Annotated in this window: 7 protein-coding genes; 6 read left to right on the top strand and 1 reads right to left on the bottom strand. The window is 69.8% G+C overall.

Annotated elements, in window-relative coordinates; all coding sequences use genetic code 11:
- Positions 1-273 precede the first annotated feature (273 nt).
- Positions 274-1,173, top strand: a complete 900-nt coding sequence (gene mshB / locus LKO27_RS11190) for an N-acetyl-1-D-myo-inositol-2-amino-2-deoxy-alpha-D-glucopyranoside deacetylase (RefSeq protein ID WP_227737586.1) — start codon at positions 274-276, stop codon at positions 1,171-1,173.
- An 83-nt stretch (positions 1,174-1,256) separates the two neighbouring features.
- Entirely contained in the window at positions 1,257-3,029 is a 1,773-nt protein-coding gene (locus tag LKO27_RS11185; RefSeq protein ID WP_227737585.1) for a LuxR C-terminal-related transcriptional regulator, read from the top strand.
- Positions 3,030-3,033: 4 nt separating this feature from the next.
- Here the strand turns inward: LKO27_RS11185 and LKO27_RS11180 are convergent, their stop codons facing one another.
- Positions 3,034-3,675 carry an FMN-dependent NADH-azoreductase gene (locus tag LKO27_RS11180; protein WP_227737584.1) on the bottom strand — a complete coding sequence of 214 codons (642 nt, stop codon included), beginning with the start codon at positions 3,673-3,675 and terminating at the stop codon, positions 3,034-3,036.
- Positions 3,676-3,850: 175 nt separating this feature from the next.
- Here LKO27_RS11180 and LKO27_RS11175 point away from each other — a divergent pair, with 175 nt between their 5' ends.
- From LKO27_RS11175 to dhaK, 4 genes are read left to right on the top strand one after another with little or no spacing between them, the layout of a single operon-like run.
- Positions 3,851-4,708, top strand: a complete 858-nt coding sequence (locus LKO27_RS11175; protein ID WP_227737583.1) for a class II fructose-bisphosphate aldolase — start codon at positions 3,851-3,853, stop codon at positions 4,706-4,708.
- Positions 4,709-4,711: 3 nt separating this feature from the next.
- Positions 4,712-5,488: an HAD-IA family hydrolase gene (locus tag LKO27_RS11170; RefSeq protein WP_227737582.1), complete on the top strand. Its 777-nt coding sequence runs from the start codon at positions 4,712-4,714 to the stop codon at positions 5,486-5,488.
- On the top strand, positions 5,488-6,123 hold the full coding sequence (gene dhaL, locus LKO27_RS11165; RefSeq protein WP_227737581.1) for a dihydroxyacetone kinase subunit DhaL: 636 nt from the start codon (positions 5,488-5,490) through the stop codon (positions 6,121-6,123). The genes LKO27_RS11170 and dhaL overlap by 1 nt, the downstream gene beginning before the upstream one ends.
- Positions 6,124-6,164: 41 nt before the next feature.
- The gene (dhaK, locus tag LKO27_RS11160; RefSeq protein WP_227737580.1) at positions 6,165-7,160 is read left to right on the top strand and encodes a dihydroxyacetone kinase subunit DhaK; all 996 of its coding nucleotides are present in this window, start codon (positions 6,165-6,167) and stop codon (positions 7,158-7,160) included.
- The last annotated feature ends 13 nt before the right edge of the window (positions 7,161-7,173 follow it).

Genomic DNA, 7,173 nt, shown 5'->3' with positions numbered 1-7,173 from the left:
GTGTCGTGGACGGTCTGCGTCCACGACACGCCGGGTTCGCGTCCTTGGGTCTCGACACGCTGGCTCGTCCCTCGCCAGCTACTCGACCAGCGATGGGTCGAACCACCCCGCTGATCGAGTGGGCGACGTGTCGAGATCACCAGCGACCAGCGATGGGGCGAACCACCCCCACCCCGTTGATCGAGTAGGAGCCCGCGAGGAACGAGCGGCGACGTGTCGAGATCACCGGCGACCAGCGGAATACAGCCCCGTTGGCGACTAGGCTTGGGCGACGTGAGCACCAACCGTCGCATCCTGTTCGTCCACGCGCATCCAGACGACGAGTCCAGCCAGTCGGCCGGGAGCCTCAGCCGGTACGTCGCAGAGGGCGCGCAGGTGACGCTGGTGACGTGCACCCTGGGCGAGATGGGCGAGATCCTCGTGGACGACTGGGCCCATTTCTCCCCCGAGGAGTTAGGGAAGCACCGGCTCTCCGAACTCGCCGAGGCCCTGGGCATCATGGGCGTCACGGACCACGTCTGGCTGGGAGGACCGGGCCGCTACCACGACTCGGGGATGGGACGCGACGAGCAGGGCAACGCCATCCCGCCGGAGGAACTGCCCGAGGGCGCCTTCTGGACCGCGGACCTGCTGGAGGCGGCCAACCACCTCGTCGAGGTCATCCGGGACCGCCGCCCGCACGTCGTCAGCTGCTACGACCCGTTCGGCGGGTACGGCCACCCGGACCACATCCAGGCGCACCGCGTGACCATGTATGCCGCCGCTCTGGCGGGGGTGCCGTCGCACCGCCCGGACCTGGGCGAGGCCTGGCAGGTGCCACGGCTGGTGTGGAGCACCCACAACATGGGCAAATGGCGCGAGGCGCTCGAAGCGGCCCGTGCGCAGGGCCTGCAGGTCTTCGACGACGACGAGGCGGAGGCCCGGGGAGACCGCATGGGCGACCCGTCCAAGATCGCCGCCGTCGTCCCCTTCGGGCAGTACGCCCCCCAGGCGAGCGCCGCGCTGCTGGCCCACCGCAGCCAGGTCGACTCCAGCAACGAGTTCTGGCAGTTCTTCGAGATCATGCGTGGACTCGACGGTTCGGGCGAGGCCTACCTGTACGCCGGCGGCGTCCCGTTCCCCGCGGGCGACGGCCCGGCCGAGGACCTGTTCGCCGGTCTCGACCTCGACTGAGCACCCCGCCTCGCAGCAAACCGTGTGCCGCCGCCCGGCGGCGAGTAGCATCGGCCCTCCGGGACCTCTTCAGGAGCGCGACGATGCAGCCTGAACACCGCGACCTCGCGTCGCTGGACACGTTGAGCCGCGTGGCCGACGGCCTGGCGGGCGAGTTTCGGCTGGAGCCACTGCTGGAGCTGATCCTGCGCAGTTCGGTGGGGCTGCTGGGCTGCGAGAGCGGCTCCCTGTGCCTGGTGGACCAGAGCACGGGCACCTACCGCAAGCACATCGACATGCAGGCCGGCTGCCAGGCGGGGCAGGTCTTCCCGCTCGAGGAGGGCGTGACCGGCGCCGTCGCGCGGGCGGGCCAGCCCGTCATCTTCCGGCACTACGCCGACGTCCCGGGCGGCCACGTCGCCGCCGGGAGCCCGCTGTACGACCGGGCCGTGCTCGGGGTCCCGATCCGGCTTCGCTCCGACCTGATCGGTTCGCTGGTGGTCTTCGCCGCCGACGACGAGCGCGCGTTCGCCGACGACGACGCCCAGCTCCTCCAGAGGTTCGCGACGCATGCGGCCATAGCGATGGCCAACGCCGGCCTCCACGCCGAGGCGGCGGAACGGGCGAAGGCGTCAGCGGTCTGGGCCGAACGGGAGCGTTCGATGGTCGACCTGCACGACGCGCTCGCCCGGGGCCTGGCGACGGCGCTGTTGCAGCTGGAACGGGCCACGGAACTGGCCCGACAGGGCGAGCCGGTGGCCGCCCTGCTCCAGGAGGTCCGGGGAACCGTCGAGTCGGTACTGAGCGACGGTCGGCGGGCGCTGTGGGGTCTCCCGGAGGACACCGAAGGACGCAACGTCGAGGAGTCGCTTGCCCTGGAACTGGAGTGGACGGAGGCCATCGCGGGGGTCTCGACGTCGTTTCGCACCTTCGGCGACCCGCAGCCCCTCCGGCCCGAGGTGGCGGCGCAGCTGATCCGCATCGCCAAGGAGAGTCTCACCAACGTCGCCCAGCATGCGGCCGCCAGCACGGTCCGCCTCGGCCTCGTCTACATGACCGATGCCGTGGCGGTCATCGTCGAGGACGACGGCTGCGGCTTTGATCCGGGCGCCCACCACGCCAGCGGCGTCGGGCTCGCGGGGCTGGTCGCACGCGCGACTCAGGTGGGCGGCCGCGTGCACATCGACTCGACGCCCGGCTGGGGCACGCGCGTCCGGGCGGACCTGCCTTACCGGGGAACCGCCGACGACGTCGCCGACGCCCCGCGCCTGCGGGTGGTGGTGATCCACGACCAGCCCGCGATGCGGGCCGGGATCGTGCGCCTGCTCAGCCACAGCGAACCGGGCGTGCAAGTGGTGGCCGAGATCGGTGAGGCCGGCGCCGCGGCCGAGGCCGTGCGACTGCTGCACCCCACCGTCGTGCTGGTGGGCAGCCGGGTGGCGCGCGGCGACGCGGACCTGGTGGCCGAACTGCGCGACGTCGCGCCGGAGGTTCCCGTAGTGGTGCTGCTGGACGAGGACGCTGACCACACGATGCGCGAGTTCGCATCGGCAGGCGTCAGGGGCATCATCCCGCTGACCGCCGACGCCACCGCCCTCGGGCGCGCGGTCGTCGCCGCCGCGCAGGGCGACGTCCTGGTGTTCAGCGGGATCCTGCAACAGCTGGACCCCGGCCCTGGGGCCGGGGTCCAGACCCGGTTGACCTCACGGGAGCAGGAGGTGCTCCAGCTCATCCGCGAGGGACTGGCCGACAAGCAGATCGCGTCCCGGCTCGGGATCGCGGTCAAGACAGTCGAGAAGCACGTCGGCTCGGTGCTGCGCAAGCATGGGGTGCACAGCCGCACCGAGCTGATCGCGCAGACCAGTCAGGCGACCTGAGCTCTCAGGCGGCGTAGCGCTCGGCCAGCGCGTCGGCGGCGTTGGCGGCCTCCTGCTTGGCGGCCTCGTGCATTTCCGCGGCCACGTCGGTGAACTTGTCGAGGGCGGGGTTCACGCCGACGAGGGTGAACTCGCGCTCGACGACCTTGAGGTCCGCGCCCCAGATGTCGACGAGGATGCGACGCAGGTAGTCGACGTTGTGGTCCCAGCCCTCACGGGGGGAGCCGGGGCCGTAGGAACCGCCGCGGGTGGTGACGAGGACGACCGGCTTGCCGTCGAGCAGGCGGGCGGCGGGGGCGGAGCCTGCGATGGCCAGATCGATCCACATCTTGGCGTGCTGCGAGACGCCGTAGTTGTACAGGGGCAGTGCGAGCACGGCGCTGTCGGCCTGCTGCAGCTCACCGGCGATGGTCTGGGCGAGCTCGAGCGCCTCGCGCTGGGCCTGGGTGCGGTCCTCCTCGGGGGTGAAACCGGCGAAGACGGCGGTCGCCCACGCGTCGGCGGGCAGGGGGTTCTGGCCGACGTGGCGGGTCACGACGGGGACGTCGGGGCGCGCGGCCTTGAACTGGTCGAGGACGAGGTCGGCGAGAGCAGAGCTGGCGGAGTTGTCGCCCTGGATGCTGGCGTCCACACGAAGGATGGTCATGATTCTCCCGAAGTAGTGGTTGAAGTTTCAATCACATCCTAGACCCAACTCCTTGAAACTTCAACTCGACCCTACCCCCACACCATCCCCCACCCGCCGTGGGGGTTTTTCCCCATGGCTGGCCGGCGGACCGCTCCGTAGGGTGGGAGGTCCGCAGGTAGAACCAGGAGCAACGATGCCCATCAGTACGCTGCCGGAGATCCTCGCGCCAGCCTTCAAGGAGCGCTATGGCGTCCCGGCCATCAACGTGTTCAACGAGCTGAGCATGGCCAGCGTGCTCGAGGGGGCCGCCGAGGTCCGCTCGCCGCTGATCGTGCAGACGTCGGTCAAGACCGTCAAGCAGATGGGGGCACGCACCATCCGTGCCATCTGGGAGTCGCTGACGCGCGACCTCGCCGTCCCCGTCGCCCTGCACCTGGACCACTGCCCGGACCGGGCAGTGATCACAGAGTGCCTTGAGAACGGCTGGAACTCGGTGCTCTTCGACGCCCACGAACTGCCCGTGGAGGAGAACCAGCGCCAGACGATCGAGGTGGTCGAGGAGGCCCGGCGGCACGGCGCCGCGGTCGAGGGCGAGATCGAGGCCATCATGGGCGTCGAGGACGGCCTCGGCAGCGACGCCCCCAGCGAACGCCAGAGCCTCGACGTCCAGTTGCGCTACCTCGAGGCCACCGGCGTCGACGTCTTCGCGCCGGCCCTGGGCAACGCCCACGGCGCTTACAAGACCGCTCCGGTCCTGGACTTCGACCGCGTCAGCGCCATCGTCGAGGCCCACCCCGTCCCCATCGCGCTGCACGGCGGCAGTGGTCTGTCCGACGACCAGTTCCGCGAGATGATCTCCCGCGGAACGGCCAAGGTCAACATCTCAACCGCCCTGAAGCACGCGTTCATGAAGTCCGGCCTGGAGCACCTGAAGGAGTGCGAGGCCAAGGACAAGTGGGAGCCGGTCAAGCTGTTCGACGTGCAGGCTGCGGCCATGCGTCAACTCGCCATGGACATGGCCAAGGTCTTCGGCAGCGCGGGGAGGGCCTGAGCCATGGTGGCGCTGATCTTCGACTGCGACGGCGTGCTCGCCGACACCGAGCTCGACGGGCACCTGCCGGCCTTCAACCAGGCCTTCGCCGAATTCGAGCTGCCGATCCGGTGGAGCAAAGAGGAGTACGGGCGGCGCCTCCAGATCGGCGGCGGCAAGGAACGCATGGCCAGCGTGCTGACACCTGAGTTCTGCGCGGAGCACGGCCACGAGGGCGAGCAGGCGCGCGCCGAACTGATCGCGGCGTTGCACAAGCGCAAGTCCGCCCTCTTCCAGGAACGCGCCCGCGCCGGGGAACTGCCGGCGCGGCCCGGGATCCACCGGATCATCACCGAGGCCCTCGACGCAGGCTGGACGGTGGCCGTCGCCTCGACGTCGGCAGAGGCGTCGGTGCGCGCCGTGCTGGAGAACGCCGTCGGGACCGAGGGCGCGGCGCGGTGCCACGTCTTCGCTGGCGACATCGTGGAGAAGAAGAAGCCGGCGCCGGACATCTACCTCAAGGTGCTCGACGACCTCGGGCTGGACCCGGCCGACTGCCTGGTGGTCGAGGACAGCGACATCGGCTGCCGCGCGGCGCTGGCCGCCGGCCTCACCACCCTCGTCACCACCAGCACCTACACCGTCGACGAGGAGTTCCCGGGCGCAGCCCGTGTGCTCCCCCACCTCGGCGACCCCGACAACCCCGTCCCATCAACGCCCGAGGCGGCGGAGTTCGGCGGCCGCATGGTCGAGCTGGCGGACCTGCGGCGCCTCATCGACGAATCAAGGAGGAACAGCTGATGCCGGGAACACTCACCGACGTCGAGCGCGTCATCACCACCATCACCGACACGATCCTGGAGAACGAGCGCTACTTCGGCGAACTCGACGCGGTGGTGGGCGACGGCGACTTCGGCTACTCGCTCGCCCGCGGCTTCGAGATCATCAAGGAGAAGTGGGACGAGTTCGACCGCGCCGACCCGGGCGTGTTCATCTCCAAGGTCGCGATGGCGTTCTCCGCCCGCATCGGGGGGACGTCCGGTCCCATCTGGGGTACCGCGTTCCTGCGGATGGGCACCACCCTGAAGGGGTCGCAGGAGTTCACCGCCGACGACGTCGTGCGCGGGCTGCGCGCCGCCGTCGAAGGCATCAAGGCCCGCGGACACGCGGAACTGGGTGAGAAGACCCTCCTCGACGCCCTCGTCCCGGCCACCGACGCGCTCGAGGCCGAGCTCGCCAAGGGCAGCTCGCCGAAGCAGGCGATGCGGGCCTTCGCCACCACGGCCCGTGAGAGCGCCGACGCCACCTCGACGATGCAGGCCCGACGGGGCCGCGCCTCCTACACGGGTGAGCGCAGCATCGGCTCCGTCGACGCGGGCGCCACCGCCGTCGCCGTGATCGCGGAGAAGCTGGCCGACACCTGGCCGGACGACTGACAGACCAACACCGCAACTCCAACCAACGCAAGGGGTAGAAAATGAAGAAGTTCGTCAACGATCCCAAGCAGTTCGTTCCCGAGATGCTCAAGGGAATCGCGCTCGCCAACCCGGACACCATCAAGTACGTGCCCGAGTACAACCTGATCATGCGCGCCGATGCGCCGAACAACGACAAGGTCAGCATCGTGCAGGGCTCCGGCTCCGGCCACGAGCCGGCGCACGTGATGGTGGTGGGCAAGGGCATGCTCGACGCCGCCTGTCCCGGTGACGTGTTCGCGGCCCCGCCGGCTGACTACGTCTACGAGACCGCCAAGCGGGTGGCCTCCGACAAAGGTGTCCTGCTGCTGGTCAACAACTACACCGGCGACAAGATGGCCTTCGAGATGGCCCAGGAGATGGCGGAGGCCGACGACGTCCTGTGCGACACCCTGTTCATCGACGACGACGTCGCGGTGCAGGACTCGCTCTACACCGTCGGGCGGCGAGGGGTGGCCGGCAACTTCTTCGTGATCAAGGCCTGCGGCGCACTGGCCGAGGAGGGCGCGAGCCTCCAGGAGGTCAAGGCGATCGGCGAGAAGGTCAACTCCGTCACCCGCACCATGGGTGTGGCGCTGACCGCCTGCACCCCGCCGGCCAAGGGCGCGCCGCTGTTCGACCTGGGCGACGACGAGATGGAGCTCGGCGTCGGCATCCACGGCGAGCCGGGACGTCGTCGCGCCAAGCTGGTCTCGGCGGAAGAAATCGTCGACGAGGTGCTCGGCGCCATCGTGCCGGACCTGCCGTTCGAGTCCGGGGACCGGATCGCGCTGATGGTCAACGGCCTGGGCGGTACCCCCATCAGCGAGCTGTACCTGGTCTACGGGATCGCGGCGGAGAAGCTGCAGGCCCAGGGCATGACCATCGCGCGCAGCTACGTCGGCGAGTACTGCACGTCGCTGGAGATGGCGGGCGCGTCGATCACGCTGGTCAGGCTCGACGACGAGATCGAACGCCTGCTCATGGCCCCCGCGGAGATCGTGAACCGGATCTTCTGAACCAGTAGGCGCC

The sequence above is a fragment of the Tessaracoccus sp. OS52 genome, from assembly GCF_020687685.1.
In the GTDB taxonomy this organism is placed as follows: Bacteria; Actinomycetota; Actinomycetes; order Propionibacteriales; family Propionibacteriaceae; genus Arachnia.
Note: the sequence above shows the minus strand (reverse complement) of the source record. Positions and strands in the feature narration are given on the sequence as shown.

What these genes read in the sequence shown, in the direction of transcription:
- LKO27_RS11185 (WP_227737585.1), top strand. Translation starts at nt 1,257, where the DNA reads ATGCAGCCTGAACACCGCGACCTCGCGTCGCTGGACACGTTGAGCCGC.
- LKO27_RS11180 (WP_227737584.1), bottom strand. Translation starts at nt 3,675, where the DNA reads ATGACCATCCTTCGTGTGGACGCCAGCATCCAGGGCGACAACTCCGCC.
- LKO27_RS11175 (WP_227737583.1), top strand. Translation starts at nt 3,851, where the DNA reads ATGCCCATCAGTACGCTGCCGGAGATCCTCGCGCCAGCCTTCAAGGAG.
- LKO27_RS11170 (WP_227737582.1), top strand. Translation starts at nt 4,712, where the DNA reads ATGGTGGCGCTGATCTTCGACTGCGACGGCGTGCTCGCCGACACCGAG.
- dhaL (WP_227737581.1), top strand. Translation starts at nt 5,488, where the DNA reads ATGCCGGGAACACTCACCGACGTCGAGCGCGTCATCACCACCATCACC.
- dhaK (WP_227737580.1), top strand. Translation starts at nt 6,165, where the DNA reads ATGAAGAAGTTCGTCAACGATCCCAAGCAGTTCGTTCCCGAGATGCTC.